This is a genomic window from Pedobacter aquae, from assembly GCF_008195825.1.
In the GTDB taxonomy this organism is placed as follows: domain Bacteria; phylum Bacteroidota; class Bacteroidia; order Sphingobacteriales; family Sphingobacteriaceae; genus Pseudopedobacter; species Pseudopedobacter aquae.
On the sequence record NZ_CP043329.1, the window covers coordinates 2,890,858 to 2,903,787 of the forward strand.

A 12,930-nucleotide genomic window follows, 5' to 3' on the forward strand; every position below is an offset into this window, starting at 1 on the left:
TTACTTTTTGGCAAGGTCTTAGCTTTATGCATACTTCAATAAAACCTTAAGAAAATGGAAAACAAATCAAAAATAGCAGCAGTATTGGTAGCCGGTATTGCAGCAGGAGCAGCAGCCTGGTATTTTTTAAAATCAGAAAACGGAAAGCAAAATTGGTCTTCTTTGGTAGATGGCGTTAAAGATTTTACAGACCATTTAAAAAATACAGCTTCTAAACAAGCCAGTAAAATAAATGATTTGTCTAAAGACACTTCAGATTATTTGTCTGCTAAAGCACATGAAGCTTCGCATTTCTCTGACAATACTTTAAACGAAATTTCTGCTAAAGTTGCTCAGGATTCAAAATCTTTATCTTAATGATTTTTAAAGGAGATATACTAAAATGTGTATCTCCTTTAAAATTTAAGCATAATCTTACCAATATGCTTGCTGCTTTCCATTAATTGGTGGGCTTTTATAACATCAGCGTAAGCGAAAACCTGATGAATAACTGGCTTCACTTTGTTATTTTCAAATAATGGCCATACATACTTTTCTATTTCTCTGGCTAAAAAGGCTTTAAATTCTGGTTCTCTTGCCCTTAAAGTACTTCCGGTAATTTGTAATCTCTTTTGCATTACTTTCAGAATATCTAGCTCGCCAACTCTATTTAGCATCGCATTGATATAAACTAAACGCCCTTCTACACTTAAAATATTGATATTTTTAGGCAGGTAATTCCCTCCTACCATATCTAAAACAACATTTACACCTGCTTCTTTTAGTAAAAACTCAAAATCTTGCTCTTTATAATTAATGGCAATATCAGCTCCTAAAGCTGTACAAGCATCACATTTTTCTTTAGAGCCTGCGGTAACCATTACTTTACAGCCAAATGCTTTGGCTAATTGTATGGCCATAACGCCAATTCCGCTAGAGCCGCCGTGTATCAAAACTTTTTCGCCAGCCTTTAATTTACCTAGTATAAAAAGGTTATACCAAACAGTAAAAACAGTTTCTGGTAAAGAAGCTGCTTCTAAATAGTTTAACCCTTTCGGGATGTTTAAACAATTTCCCTCTTTTGCAATTACATACTCGGCATAAGCACCGCCAGAAACTAAAGCGCAAATAGCATCTCCAATTTTATACTTGTTTACCGCTAAGCCACAAGCAACTACCTCACCTGCTAATTCTAAACCCAAAATATCAGCAACAGCCCCAGCCGGAGCTGGATACTTCCCTTGCCTTTGCATGATATCTGGTCTGTTAATACCTACAGCAGCAACTTTTATTAAAACTTCATCATCAGCCACCTGTGGTATAGCTCTTTCTTCTAAAGTTAAAACCTCTGGACCGCCGTATTGTTGGATAACTATAGCCTTCATAACATCTATAATAATGGGTTATTAGCAATAAGTTTTAATAATCTTATTGGTGTAGCCTTGCTTAGATATTCTTTAACTCCTGGATGCTCACACTGTTCCATTTCATTGATATCTGTTAAAGATATTTTATCATAAGCCATAGACCAATTTGGGAAGTAACGTTTTTTAGCTGGCCCTTCTATCACTACTTTTAAGGCTATAATTCTCTTATCTTTTTCTATGGCATTATAAATATGTTTTACAGCTGGTTTGTCTCCTTCTAGTAATTGTATAAAGGTTCCTTCAACGTAAAGAAGCTTACCTGTAACGTTATATTTAGCATTTTTCTCTCTTGCTTGCGCTAAAAGCTCATCTAAACTTGTGGTTGTAAAAGGCGTAAACTCGTAAGCAAAATAAATTAAGTAGTACATGGTTTTCAAAAATTGTAAAGGTAAAATTCTTTATAAACCCTTTTTTACACTATTTGGCTAAAAAAATAGTTCTAAAGCTCTTAAAGCATTCATTTTTATTGATGTAGCGCAAAAAAACTAAAAAAACTTATAAAAAATCATTTCCTGTGTAACAGATTAATGATTGGTTCCGTTATGTCCTATAACGTCTATCAGAAATTAAATTTTATAATGATGAGAAATTTTAGAACTATTAACAATCTTAAGCGATTGACTACAGCAAAAACTTTATTGGCAGCTGCCTTCTTGTTAACTTTAACTTCGTGTTTAAAAAACGATGATGATTATACGCCTCAACAAGTAGCTGCGGTTAGTATTTTCCATGCTTCGCCAGGTACGCAAGCTTTTAATTTTATAACAGACCGTGGCACCGGAAGCGGACCATTTACTTTTAGCCAAAGAACTTTTTACAATTTATATGCGGCGGGGCAACGCAGGATAAGCATTCGTAAAGTGGGTGGCACACAAGATACTTTAAGAACGGGAACAGTAAATCTGGAGACTGATAAATTTTACTCTATCTATGTAGTAGATGCTGCGCCAAATCCAAATTTTTTAATTATTAAAGACTCTTTAACTAGCCCGGCGGCAGGTAAGGCAAAAATCAGATTTCTTAATTTAAGTCCGGATGCTGGTGCTTTAAGCCTAACAACCGCTTCTGATAGCTTACTGTTTAACACAACGGCTTATAAAGTTCATACTGCTTTTAGTGATATTACAGGTAATAAAACCTATACTTTCAAAATTAAGAATAACGGTACTGATAAAGCTACTAGACAAAATGTAGAAATTAAGACCGGAAGAGTTTATACCATTTGGGCAAAAGGAATTGACAATACTACCAATGATACGCTTAAAACGGGCATTCAAGTGAGTGAACATTTAAGCGATTTTTAAAACCCTATTTTCTTCCTGTTTAAAGGTTACTTTAAAAAAGTAGCCTTTTTTTATGATTCCATTTTTGGGAAAGTCAAATAAAAGGTTGTTCCTTCTTGTTCTTTACTTGTAAACCAAATTTTGCCACCTTGCATTTCTGCAAATTCTTTACAAAGCATAAGCCCTAAACCTGTTCCTTTTTCTTTATGGGTTCCGTAATTTGTTTTTGTACTTAGCGTGAAAATAGCATCTTGCTCTTCTTTTTTAATTCCCATTCCTTTATCGGCCACACTTATCAAATACGCATCTTTTTCTGTAACCATATTTACGTAGATAATACCACCAGTAGGTGTAAATTTTATAGCATTATGGATAAGATTTCGCAAAATCAATTTTAGCATATCTACATCAGCATATATAGAAATTTTTTCTTCTAAAATAACCTCTAGGGTTATATCTTTTTTCTTGGCAAAACTTTTAAGAAAATTAAAGGTGAGCGTTAGCTCTTCTTCAATTAAAATATATCTTTTATTTACAATATTACCTTCCATCTGGTTTTTAGACCAATGCAGTAAATTATTAAGAAGCTCGAGAGAGTTTTTGGTTAAATCTAGCAAATCAGTCCTTATAACTTTTCTTTCTTCGTCTGTAAGTTCAACAGTATTCGCAATCTCTAAATATTGCTGAATATTTGCTAAGGGTGTACGTAAATCATGTGAAATGATAGAGAAAATTTTATCCTTTTCGTCGTTTAAAACTTTTAATGCTTCTGCCTTTTCTAAAACTATCTTTTTTTGAGCGATATAGCTTTTCTTAAGGTATAAAGTCCCTATATAAATCAAAGCTAAAGAAATTATATAGGTAGCAAACATATCCAATAACCTACTTTCTTCATTAACATAAGGGGTTACCATATCTTCGCCATAATAATATTCTAGCGTGGCAATAACAGTAACACACACCACATTAACAATTAGCCAATAAGGTAGTTTATTAAGCCTTGATATGGATAATAATAAAAATAAACTTACAGCGTAAAGTAATAGGCTAGGGCTATTTATGCCGCCATTATAAAAATAATTTACTGCAAGTATCAGGTTAATATTGATAGCAGAAATATCAATTGCAAGCGTAAACTTGTTTCTAAACCTACTGATACCATACGTTAAACATTGAATCAGAAATATTTCTAGCGTAAGTAAAAATGATGGTATGAGGTTATTAAAGTAATTGATTGGGGTAATTAAAATAAGAGCTGTAATTACAATCAAACTAAAGGAATGAAAAATTCTACTTTCTAATGAAAGATTTAAATTTTCACCTACCCACCAGCTCCAAAAAGAAGAAAATTTATCTTGTTTAATAAAATTTTGCATTAATATTTTATAAACATTATTTTTTGAAATTATTTTTTGCCAAATTTAAAAAATTAAATTTAAAAAAAGCCTAAACTCCCCATGCCGTGAGCATCATATTTCTGCTTCCTCCATCATCTCTATGTTCGCATAAGTAAATACCTTGCCAAGTACCCAAACACAATTTACCACCTGAGATAGGTATTTGTACAGATGCACCTAGCAAAGATGCTTTTATGTGTGCAGGCATATCATCAGCCCCTTCATAATCATGCAAATAATAAGGTGCATTTTCTGGCACCATGATATTAAAATGCGATTCAAAATCTTGTCGTACAGTAGGGTCGGCATTTTCATTTATCGTTAATGATGCTGATGTATGTTGCATAAAAACTTGCAACTGCCCAATTTCTATTTCCTGAATTTGTGGTAAAGCCGCTAAAACTTCTCTGGTAATTAAATGGAAACCTCTTGAAAAAGGTCTTAACCTTATTTGTTGCTGAAAAAATTTCATCCTTAAAATTATTGAAAATGTAGCAAATAAATAGCTACAAAATACCTGCCGGCTGTCAACATGTCACTAAAAAAGCATTGGTACAGCGCTTGATGAGGCTAGGTAAATCATAAAAATCAATCTAACAAACAGAGTTATGCAAGAAAAAGGAACCATTTCCATCCACACCGAGAATATTTTTCCGATTATTAAAAAATTCTTGTACTCGGATAATGAAATATTCTTGAGAGAATTAGTATCAAACGCTTCTGATGCTACACAAAAGATAAAAAGATTAGCCTCATTAGGGCAGTATAATGGCGAATTAGGAGAACTGCAAGTTGAGGTAGCTTTTGATGAGAAAAAGAAAACCATCACCATAAGTGATAATGGTTTAGGTATGACTGCCGAAGAAATAAAAAAATACATCAACCAAATTGCTTTTTCTGGCGCTACAGAATTTGTCGAGAAATTTAAAGACGCTAAAGACGCCAATGAAATTATTGGGAAATTTGGTTTAGGATTTTACTCGGCCTTTATGGTATCAGAAAAAGTAGAAATTCAGACACTTTCTTACCAAGATGGTGCAGAACCTGCTAGCTGGATTTGTGACGGAAGTACAGAGTTTGAGATTGCTAAAGGTACAAGAACCAGCCGCGGTACTGATGTGATTTTATACATCAATGCAGATTCTGAAGAATTTTTAAGCCAATACAAGCTTCAAGAAATATTAGATAAATACTTTAAGTTTTTACCAACCAAGCTTGTTTTTGGCACTAAAACAGAAAGCGAGCCAGATGGAGAAGACAAAGATGGTAAGCCACAATACAAATCTGTAGAGAAAGAAAACATCATTAACGGCGCTAAACCTATCTGGACTTTAGCACCTGCCGATTTAAAAGATGAAGATTACCTGCAATTCTATAAAGAGCTTTATCCTTTTTCTGAAGACCCGCTATTCTGGATTCATCTAAATGTTGATTACCCTTTCAATTTAACGGGCGTTTTATACTTCCCTAAACTTAAAAATGATGTAGAGTTTCAACGTAATAAAATCAAATTGTTTAGCAGACAAGTTTTTATTACCGATGAGGTAAAAGACATTGTTCCAGAGTTTTTAATGTTATTACATGGCGTTATAGACTCGCCAGATATTCCGCTAAATGTTTCTAGAAGTTTCTTACAGGCCGATGGAAATGTTAAAAAAATCAATAGCTATATCACTAAAAAAGTTGCCGAAAAATTGGCCGAGCTTTTCAAAAAAGACCGCCCAGCTTACGAGCAAAAATGGAACGATATTGGCATTTTTGTGAAATACGGAATGATAAGCGAAGAGAAATTTTACGAGAAAGCAAAAGACTTTGGCTTATTCAAAAATACCGATAACCAATACTTCACTTTAGAAGAATATAAAGAAAAAGTAAAGGCAGCACAAACAGATAAAGATGGTAATGTGGTTTATTTATACACGATAGACCCTGCCAAGCAAGACGCCTTTATACAATCTGCAAAAAAGAAAAATTACGATGTATTGTTGATGGATACCCCTATTGATAATCACTTCGTTAGCCATATAGAAAACAAGCTAGAAAAGGTTCAGTTAAAACGTGTTGATGCTGATGTTACTGATAAATTAATTGATAAAGGCGAAAAATTAGAGCATGCTTTAAGCGAAGACCAAACCAAAAAAGTTAAAGAGATATTTGAAAAAGCTATTAACAAACCGGCTTATCAAGTAAATATAGAAGCAATGAACCCAGAAGAGTTACCAGTTACCGTAACCATGGATGAGTTTATGCGTCGTATGAAAGATATGGCTGCTATGGGTGGTGGCATGAGCTTTTATGGTAACATGCCTGATAGTTATAAAGTTGCTATCAACGGAAATCATAAGCTAGTAAGTAAGATTTTACAAGCTGAAGATGAAAGTACACAAGCAGCATTAGCTAAACAAGCTTTTGATTTAGCTTTACTATCTCAAGGTTTATTAACCGGAGCAGATTTAACAGCTTTTGTAAACAGAAGTGTTTCTTTAATCTAATAGATTTCTAAATATATTATAAAAGCTTCTTTAGTAATAGGGAAGCTTTTTTATTTTCTGGTTAAGGATGTAAATTAACATGGCAGAGATTTTGTTTTACCTATTCAAATTTAACAGCCATGGAAACACAAGAAAAACATTGGGAATCTGGTCCTAACCAAGATCATTTAGATAAAAGAGTTAAAGAACAAGCAGAAAGGGCTCTTAAAGAATCAGAACGTCGTAAAGAAAATTTAGATGATAAAGGGGAAGGTAGCTATAAAGAAAAAAATGGCGATGAAGATGAGCAATATGAGGGTCTTAAGAACGAACCTAAGATAGACCAAAAGCCAACGCACCCACAAACTGAAGAATAAAAAAATCCCGGAAAAAGCTTCCGGGATTTTTCGTTTAAAAACAACTCTTATTATACATGAGTATGGTTATGTTATTTGGTTGATTTCTATTAACCTGAGTTCGATTATAAAAATAGGCTCACCTGCGAGGTTTTTTGTACTTCATATTTGATAGCCGGTTTTTTAGGAAAGAAGCTGTAAGCGATTAGTCCTGATAAAATATTAGTCAAAAAATTACCAAAAGAGCGATGTCTTGAATGCTCAATCTGGCACATATTTTTTAATTCATCATTGATGGTTTCAATCACCGAGCGCTTTCTTAGCATAATTTTATCTTTCAATTCCATTAAACAATTCTTCATATTGTTTCTGATGTTGGTAATTAGATGTAATCCGTCCACAAACAGCATGTGGGTCAGTTCTTTGGATAAGTATCCTTTATCGGCATATAGCTTACCCTTGACAGCCTGGATAAACCGTTCATTTTTAAGCGGTTCTCTGTCATCTACATTGCCTTGGGTAATGACAAAGTTTAGAATTTCACCCTTGTCATTAATAATTAGATGAAGCTTAAACCCAAAGAAATACCCCATGGTCGATTTACCTACGGTAGCAATATCCTTGAATACCCGATTGCGTTTGATACGTTTGTTCTTACATACCCGGATAGGAGTAGAATCAACAAAAGAGATCCCTGTGCATTCGCCCAGGCACATCGTTTTAAGAAAGATTGTCATGGGTAAAACGGCTGATTGCATCAGCTCTGTAAATCGATTATAGGAAACCGTTTGAGGAAATTCTGATAGCAGATGTTTCTGAACATACTGCTGGTAAAAGTGCTTCATGTTTCTAAAACTGCCCGAGTGAAAAAGAACCATTAAGGTAATGACTTCGCTATCAGACATCAGGGGCTTCCTTTTCGGAATGTTTCCTATCCTAAAAGAGCTAATATTGGCTGTAAAATGATTGCAAAACTCATCTGTTAAATAGAAAATTTCAGTAACTTTATCAATGGTAATATTCATGTTTTGTTTATCTATATACTTAAATTTCAGATACTTAAATATATAAAACACAACTGAATATTACCTCTTTATTCCTAAGATTTATTTATCATTTATCCTTTTATTATTAATCGAACTCAGGTTATTACTTTAGTAATCAGTTGCCAATTACCAGCAACTGATAAACCTTAACCATAATAACCATGAACCTAAAAAAATTATACTCCCTTTTAGTGCTGTTTTGTGTAAGTATTTCGGTTTTTGCTCAACCCATATCGCAAGATGAAAAAATGAAATGGTGGCGTGAGGCCCGTTTCGGTATGTTTATCCACTTTGGAGTTTATGCACAAATGGCCGGAGAATATAAAGGTCATCAGCAGGCTCGTGGTGGGGCCGAGTGGATTATGAACAGAATGAAAGTACCTGTTTCAGAATATAAAGAGGTTGCTAAAAAATTTAATCCGGTAAAATTTAATGCTGATGAATGGGTAAAAATGGCTAAAGATGCTGGGATGAAATATCTGATTATTACAGCTAAACATCATGATGGTTTTGCCTTATTTGATTCTAAAGCGAGTGATTGGGACATTATGGATGCAACGCCATATAAAAAAGACCTATTAAAACCCTTAGCAGAGGCCTGTAAAAAATATGGCGTAAAATTAGGCTTTTACTACTCGCAAGCCCAAGACTGGGTAAACCCAGGAGGTTCTGCGGCTAGAAAATTAATGGCAGAAGGTTGGCCTAATCCAGATAGCACAAAAATCAATAACTATACACAAGAACATGACGGCCATTGGGACCCAGCACAGGAAACCAAAACATTTGCGCAATACATTGATGAAGTTGCAGTTCCACAAGTAAAAGAATTGATGACCAACTATGGCGATATTGCTGTATTATGGTGGGATACACCCGTAAAAATGACTGATGACGCTGCCCTTAAATTACAGGAACAGTTGAAAAAACAAGCTCATATTATTACCAACGACCGTTTAAAACGCCCTAATTTCTCTGGAGATACCAAAACACCTGAACAGAAAATCCCTGATTTAAGCGAGCTAGATGGTAAAGATTGGGAAACTTGTATGACCATGAATGGTACCTGGGGTTTTAGAAATTCTGATACTAAATGGAAATCATCAGAAACCTTAATTCGTAACTTGGTTGATATTGCCTCAAAAGGAGGAAACTATTTATTAAATATAGGCCCAAAACCAGATGGTTCTTTTCCTGATGCCAGTATAGAACGCTTAAAAGATTTAGGTAATTGGATGAAAATTTATAGCGAAGCCATTTATGCTACAGAAGCCAGTCCGATACCAAGCCAAATTTGGGGTCGTGTAACCAGAAAAACACAAAACGGTAAAACTACCCTTTATCTTTCTGTATTTGAGTGGCCAAAAAATGGTGTATTAGTTATTAATGGTTTAGATCCAGAAGTGATATCAGCAGGAATGCTGCACAATGGCGAAAAACTAAAATGGGATAAAAATGGTGAGCAAGTGACGTTAAAAATACCATCTCAAGCACCGCATGCGGTAGCAAGTGTGTTAAAAGTTGAAGTAAAAGGCGAAATGAAAACTTGGTTTGAACAATCAGGAAAAGAGAAAATGAAAACGGGGGCTCTTGACTAAGTGGCTTTAAAGTGAAAAAAGTATCAAGCTGATTGGAAATTATAAAAACTTCAACTCCAATCAGCTCGATACAAAAATTTATTTAAACTTACCCATCAGGGCTTTTAGCTTATGCTGCATATCAGTTTCAGCATCTTTTTGCACAGGCTTTTTAAAACCCTCTTTAGTAACTGATTTTTGAACGATCGCTGGTTTATCTGCCTTCTTTACCGGGCTTGTATTACCCTTCATACTTAATGCTATACGTTTACGAGCAACATCAACCTCTGTAACGGTAACTTCTACCCTTTGCTGTACTTTTACAACCTCATTAGGGTTTTGTATAAACCTATCTGCCATTTGGCTTAGGTGTACCAAACCATCTTGATGAACGCCTATATCAACAAAAGCACCAAAATTTGTAATGTTGGTTACAATACCTGGTACTTTCATCCCTACCCTTAAATCTTCAATTTTATTAATCCCATCAGCAAAAGTGAAAGATTCAAATTGCTCACGTGGGTCTCGGCCCGGCTTAGCAAGCTCAGCTAAAATATCTTTTAGCGTTGGTAAGCCTACTTCATCAGAAATATACTTTTGTAGATTTATCTGCTTTCTAAGTGCATCGTTAACCAATAAATCTTCTACTTTACAGCCTAAGTCTTTAGCCATTTGCTCTACCAAAGCATAACGCTCTGGGTGTACTGCACTGGCATCTAGAGGATGTTCGGCATTTCTGATTCTTAAAAAGCCAGCTGCTTGCTCAAAAGCTTTATCACCTAAACGAGCAACTTTTTTTAATGATTCTCGGTTTTTAAAAGCCCCATGTAGGTTTCTATATTCTACAATATTTTGCGCCAATTGCGGCCCTAGGCCAGAAACATAAGCTAAAACTTGCTTAGAAGCTGTATTTAACTCTACGCCAACAGCATTTACACAACTTACAACGGTATCATCTAAAGAGGTTTGTAATTTGTTTTGGTCAACATCATGTTGATATTGCCCTACCCCGATAGATTTTGGATCTATTTTAACCAATTCTGCCAAAGGGTCCATTAATCTTCTTCCAATAGATACGGCCCCCCTTACGGTGATGTCATGATTAGGAAATTCTTCTCTGGCTACCTCAGAAGCAGAGTAAATAGAGGCTCCGCTTTCATTAACCATCACCACTTGTACATCTTTTAAACCTTGCTTACGTACAAATTCTTCTGTTTCTCTACTTGCTGTACCGTTACCAATAGCTATAGCTTCTACTTCATATTTGTTAACCAAGAAAACCAAAGTTTGCTCGGCTTCTTTTAAATTTCCGGCTCCTGTAAAAGGATAGATGGTGGTATTTTCTAGTAATTTACCTTGTTTATCTAAGCAAACTAATTTACAACCTGTTCTAAAACCTGGGTCTAAGGCTAAAACATTCTTTTGCCCCATTGGTGCCGCTAATAATAACTGACGAGCATTTTCTGCAAACACTTTTATAGCTTCCTCATCGGCTTTTTGTTTAGACAATAACCTAATCTCTGTTTCCATACCAGGCTTTAGCAATCTTTTATAACCATCTTCTATGGCTAGTTTTACTTGCTGAGATTTTGCATGGTTAGCCTTGATGAAAAGCTTCTCTAAGAGTTCTATAGCGTCTTCCTCTGGTGGCAAAATATCTAACTTCAAAACAAGTTCTTTTTCGCCCCTGCGGATAGCTAAAATACGGTGTGATGGAGCAGTTTTTAAGGGCTCTTCCCACTCAAAATAATCTTTGTATTTGATACCTTCCTCTTCTTTTCCTTTAAAAACTTCTGCTTTCAAGGTAGCTTTCTCCCAAAACAAATCTCTCATTTTAGCCCTCGCATCAGCATTTTCTGCTATCAGCTCTGCTATAATATCTCTTGCACCTTGCAAAGCATCGGCAACAGCCAAAACACCTTTTTCTTCATTGATATATTGCTCTGCTTCTGCCTCTGGGTCGTTTTTATCTTGCTCTAAAATGCTTAATGCTAGGGGCTCCAAACCTTTTTCGCGGGCAACCGATGCTTTGGTTTTACGCTTAGGTTTATAAGGCAGGTAAATATCTTCTAAAACAGCCATGGTAGCTGCTTCCATAATTTGCTTTCTTAAATCATCTGTTAATTTACCTTGCTCCTCAATAGATTTAAGAATAGCTTCTCTTCTTTTATCTAATTCTCTTAGCTGCTGTACCCTGTCTCTTATGGTAGCTACCTCAACCTCGTCTAAACTTCCGGTAAGTTCCTTACGGTATCTGGAAATGAAAGGTACAGTTGCACCTTCGTCTAATAAGGTTAAAGTTGCATCAACCTGTTTAGTACCAATACTTAATTCCTGCGCTACAAGCTGTATATGTTGGTCTCTCATGTAAATTTTATTAGTCTACGAAGTTGTAAAAAACTGTAGGTTGTGCAAAATAAAATTCCTAACAAAAAGCTATGCTTAGCGGTAAACAAGCGTATAGAAATTAATATCAAAAAAAATGGTCAGAATAAAAAAATCCTGACCACTATTGGCTTTTAACCTATTAATATCTTTTTAGTTGATGATAATCTTTCTAAAGGCTAGCTTACCTTCACTTTCTACTTTCATCAAATATATGCCTGTATTTAAGCTGCTTGTTTCAAGCTCTTGCTTTCCTTTTAAGCTCTTTTGGTTTAAAACCGATTTACCAGTCATATCAACAAGCTCTATATCATAAGTATCAGCAAAAATCACGGTTAAGGTATTTCCAGCTTCTATAGGGTTAGGATAATACGCAAAACCAGCAAACTTTGGATCCTCTTTAACAGAAGTAGAGAAGTAAGGAAAGTCATCTGAGTAGGTTTTACAGCCTGCTGCATTTGTAACTTCAACAGCATAAAGGCCTGTATTTTGAATTGGGAAAGTAGCTGTAGTAGCTCCAGAAACAGGGGTTCTATTAAAATACCATTGGTAAGTTAAACCAGCAACAGTAGGTGTAGTTAAAGCATTGCTATTTGCTGCTCTATTAATAACCGGTTTAACTGGCCTTGCAGCTGATGTTATAGTTCTCGTAACTGGAGTGCCATTACATGCTCCTCCGGTAGGAACTACTGTAATAGTAACATTTGTACTGCCAAATAAGATGGTATATTCTGTATCAGATACTCTGTTAAATGAAGCAGCACCAGTAATGGTCCAAGTGTAAGAAGTAGCACCTGTAGCACCAGTAATGCTATAAGTACTGATATTATCAAAACAACCTGATGAAGCACCAGTTATAGTTGCTGTACACTGTGCTTTTCCAGCACTGTGCAAGAAGAAAATCAAGAAAGCAGTTAGTAAATATTTCATCATAATTAGGAAATTTTCATGGTAAATATAAAAAAAATACATCGTTTATTACGTATCAATATCAATAAGGTTATAGAGACAC

At 35.1% G+C, this 12,930-nt stretch carries 12 protein-coding genes; 5 read left to right on the top strand and 7 right to left on the bottom strand.

Annotated features, from left to right (window positions below; translation table 11 throughout):
* The first annotated feature begins 54 nt into the window (after positions 1–54).
* Entirely contained in the window at positions 55–357 is a 303-nt protein-coding gene (locus FYC62_RS12715) for a YtxH domain-containing protein (RefSeq protein ID WP_149075207.1), read from the top strand.
* A 38-nt stretch (positions 358–395) separates the two neighbouring features.
* Here FYC62_RS12715 and FYC62_RS12720 read toward each other — a convergent pair whose 3' ends face one another.
* Positions 396–1,364, bottom strand: coding sequence for an NAD(P)H-quinone oxidoreductase (locus FYC62_RS12720; protein WP_149075208.1), 969 nt, complete (start codon positions 1,362–1,364; stop codon positions 396–398).
* Between the two features lie 5 nt (positions 1,365–1,369).
* Positions 1,370–1,774, bottom strand: a complete 405-nt coding sequence (locus tag FYC62_RS12725) for a BLUF domain-containing protein (RefSeq protein ID WP_149075209.1) — start codon at positions 1,772–1,774, stop codon at positions 1,370–1,372.
* A 213-nt stretch (positions 1,775–1,987) separates the two neighbouring features.
* Here FYC62_RS12725 and FYC62_RS12730 point away from each other — a divergent pair, with 213 nt between their 5' ends.
* On the top strand, positions 1,988–2,710 hold the full coding sequence (locus FYC62_RS12730) for a DUF4397 domain-containing protein (RefSeq protein WP_168199444.1): 723 nt from the start codon (positions 1,988–1,990) through the stop codon (positions 2,708–2,710).
* 50 nt (positions 2,711–2,760) lie between these two features.
* On the opposite strand, the gene FYC62_RS12735 is transcribed toward FYC62_RS12730, so the two are convergent.
* Together FYC62_RS12735 and FYC62_RS12740 are read right to left on the bottom strand one after the other, a co-directional pair.
* On the bottom strand, positions 2,761–4,065 hold the full coding sequence (locus tag FYC62_RS12735; protein ID WP_149075211.1) for a sensor histidine kinase: 1,305 nt from the start codon (positions 4,063–4,065) through the stop codon (positions 2,761–2,763).
* A gap of 70 nt (positions 4,066–4,135) precedes the next feature.
* Positions 4,136–4,558 carry a secondary thiamine-phosphate synthase enzyme YjbQ gene (locus tag FYC62_RS12740; protein ID WP_039450820.1) on the bottom strand — a complete coding sequence of 141 codons (423 nt, stop codon included), beginning with the start codon at positions 4,556–4,558 and terminating at the stop codon, positions 4,136–4,138.
* 136 nt (positions 4,559–4,694) lie between these two features.
* On the opposite strand from FYC62_RS12740, the gene htpG reads away from it, so the two are divergent.
* The gene (gene htpG, locus FYC62_RS12745) at positions 4,695–6,578 is read left to right on the top strand and encodes a molecular chaperone HtpG (RefSeq protein ID WP_149075212.1); all 1,884 of its coding nucleotides are present in this window, start codon (positions 4,695–4,697) and stop codon (positions 6,576–6,578) included.
* A gap of 119 nt (positions 6,579–6,697) precedes the next feature.
* On the top strand, positions 6,698–6,934 hold the full coding sequence (locus tag FYC62_RS12750; protein ID WP_039450816.1) for a hypothetical protein: 237 nt from the start codon (positions 6,698–6,700) through the stop codon (positions 6,932–6,934).
* Positions 6,935–7,038: 104 nt separating this feature from the next.
* On the opposite strand, the gene FYC62_RS12755 is transcribed toward FYC62_RS12750, so the two are convergent.
* Positions 7,039–7,938, bottom strand: a complete 900-nt coding sequence (locus FYC62_RS12755; protein ID WP_149073919.1) for an IS982 family transposase — start codon at positions 7,936–7,938, stop codon at positions 7,039–7,041.
* A 182-nt stretch (positions 7,939–8,120) separates the two neighbouring features.
* Here FYC62_RS12755 and FYC62_RS12760 point away from each other — a divergent pair, with 182 nt between their 5' ends.
* A complete protein-coding gene (locus FYC62_RS12760) occupies positions 8,121–9,554 on the top strand; it encodes an alpha-L-fucosidase (protein WP_149075213.1) in 1,434 nt (477 codons plus the stop codon).
* 78 nt (positions 9,555–9,632) lie between these two features.
* Here FYC62_RS12760 and FYC62_RS12765 read toward each other — a convergent pair whose 3' ends face one another.
* Positions 9,633–11,900, bottom strand: coding sequence for a Tex family protein (locus tag FYC62_RS12765; protein WP_149075214.1), 2,268 nt, complete (start codon positions 11,898–11,900; stop codon positions 9,633–9,635).
* Between the two features lie 171 nt (positions 11,901–12,071).
* Positions 12,072–12,851 carry a T9SS type A sorting domain-containing protein gene (locus tag FYC62_RS12770; protein WP_168199445.1) on the bottom strand — a complete coding sequence of 260 codons (780 nt, stop codon included), beginning with the start codon at positions 12,849–12,851 and terminating at the stop codon, positions 12,072–12,074.
* Positions 12,852–12,930: the final 79 nt, after the last annotated feature.

Coding starts and splice junctions, on each gene's coding strand:
- FYC62_RS12715 (WP_149075207.1), top strand. CDS start 55: ATGGAAAACAAATCAAAAATAGCAGCAGTATTGGTAGCCGGTATTGCA.
- FYC62_RS12720 (WP_149075208.1), bottom strand. CDS start 1,364: ATGAAGGCTATAGTTATCCAACAATACGGCGGTCCAGAGGTTTTAACT.
- FYC62_RS12725 (WP_149075209.1), bottom strand. CDS start 1,774: ATGTACTACTTAATTTATTTTGCTTACGAGTTTACGCCTTTTACAACC.
- FYC62_RS12730 (WP_168199444.1), top strand. CDS start 1,988: ATGAGAAATTTTAGAACTATTAACAATCTTAAGCGATTGACTACAGCA.
- FYC62_RS12735 (WP_149075211.1), bottom strand. CDS start 4,065: ATGCAAAATTTTATTAAACAAGATAAATTTTCTTCTTTTTGGAGCTGG.
- FYC62_RS12740 (WP_039450820.1), bottom strand. CDS start 4,558: ATGAAATTTTTTCAGCAACAAATAAGGTTAAGACCTTTTTCAAGAGGT.
- htpG (WP_149075212.1), top strand. CDS start 4,695: ATGCAAGAAAAAGGAACCATTTCCATCCACACCGAGAATATTTTTCCG.
- FYC62_RS12750 (WP_039450816.1), top strand. CDS start 6,698: ATGGAAACACAAGAAAAACATTGGGAATCTGGTCCTAACCAAGATCAT.
- FYC62_RS12755 (WP_149073919.1), bottom strand. CDS start 7,938: ATGAATATTACCATTGATAAAGTTACTGAAATTTTCTATTTAACAGAT.
- FYC62_RS12760 (WP_149075213.1), top strand. CDS start 8,121: ATGAACCTAAAAAAATTATACTCCCTTTTAGTGCTGTTTTGTGTAAGT.
- FYC62_RS12765 (WP_149075214.1), bottom strand. CDS start 11,900: ATGAGAGACCAACATATACAGCTTGTAGCGCAGGAATTAAGTATTGGT.
- FYC62_RS12770 (WP_168199445.1), bottom strand. CDS start 12,851: ATGATGAAATATTTACTAACTGCTTTCTTGATTTTCTTCTTGCACAGT.